1 protein-coding gene is annotated in these 534 nt (G+C 42.9%); it reads left to right on the forward strand.

Annotation, left to right across the window (positions count from 1 at the left end; genetic code table 11):
- Window positions 1–450: Cys-tRNA(Pro) deacylase (gene ybaK, locus AB4496_RS29345; protein ID WP_372133650.1), on the forward strand; the 450-nt coding region annotated here is incomplete at its 5' end.
- Window positions 451–534: the final 84 nt, after the last annotated feature.

Genomic DNA, 534 nt, shown 5'->3' on the forward strand with positions numbered 1-534 from the left:
AAGAAAAAGAAAATCGCTCACAGTGTGCATCAGTATCATCATGATACAAATAACACGAATTATGGATTAGAGGCTGTCGAAGCGCTTGGTCAAGATCCCAAACGTGTATTCAAAACTCTGTTGTTCAGCTTGAATGGTGTGGCGAAAGATTTGGCGGTAGCTGTTATTCCTGTTGACCAGAAGTTAAACCTTAAGCTTGCAGCTAAAGCAGCGAAAGGTAAAAAAGCAGAGATGGCTGATCCAGATATTGCTCAGAAAACGACAGGTTATGTGGTGGGAGGAATCAGTCCTCTTGGTCAGAAAAAAGCATTACCTACCTTTGTTCATTCCAGCGCTACCGATTTTGAAACGATATGTGTGAGTGCAGGGAAGAGAGGGTTAGAGATCGAGCTAGATCCGAAAGACTTAGTACTACTTACGCGTGGTCAGTTTGCTGAACTATGCCTGTAGCTTGTGCTTTCCATAACGATAAACGTACATGATCACAAATAAAAACGCCCGCTAGACTAATCTAGCGGGCGTTTCTTTATCGAC

Origin of the sequence: Vibrio sp. 10N.222.46.A1, assembly GCF_041473595.1 — a bacterium.
Taxonomy (GTDB): domain Bacteria; phylum Pseudomonadota; class Gammaproteobacteria; order Enterobacterales; family Vibrionaceae; genus Vibrio; species Vibrio tasmaniensis_A.